At 56.1% G+C, this 376-nt stretch carries 1 pseudogene; it reads left to right on the forward strand.

Going from position 1 to position 376, the window contains the following annotated elements:
* Window positions 1–165: 165 nt before the first annotated feature.
* Window positions 166–376, forward strand: a pseudogene (locus tag A3730_RS12780) (SAM-dependent DNA methyltransferase); the annotation flags it as partial.

Consider the following 376-nt stretch of genomic DNA (forward strand, 5'->3'; position numbering starts at 1 on the left):
TGTCGAAGTCGAAGCCCCAGAACATCTGTTTATTGATGTGTTCCCGGTAGGGGTCCAACAGGTCGCCGGTGTAGTGCTTGTTGCCCTCCTCGTCTTCGAAGGTACCGGCATCGCTGGAATGCACCCGGTTGAGGTATTCCATGGTGCGGGCCAGGAACCCGCACCATGGAATACCTCAACCGGGTGCATTCCAGCGATGCCGGTACCTTCGAAGACGAGGAGGGCAACAAGCACTACACCGGCGACCTGTTGGACCCCTACCGGGAACACATCAATAAACAGATGTTCTGGGGCTTCGACTTCGACACCACCATGCTGCGCGTCTCCAGCATGAACATGATGCTTCACGGCGTAAACGGCGCCAATATTCTGTATC

The sequence above is a fragment of the Alcanivorax sp. HI0044 genome (assembly GCF_001634945.1).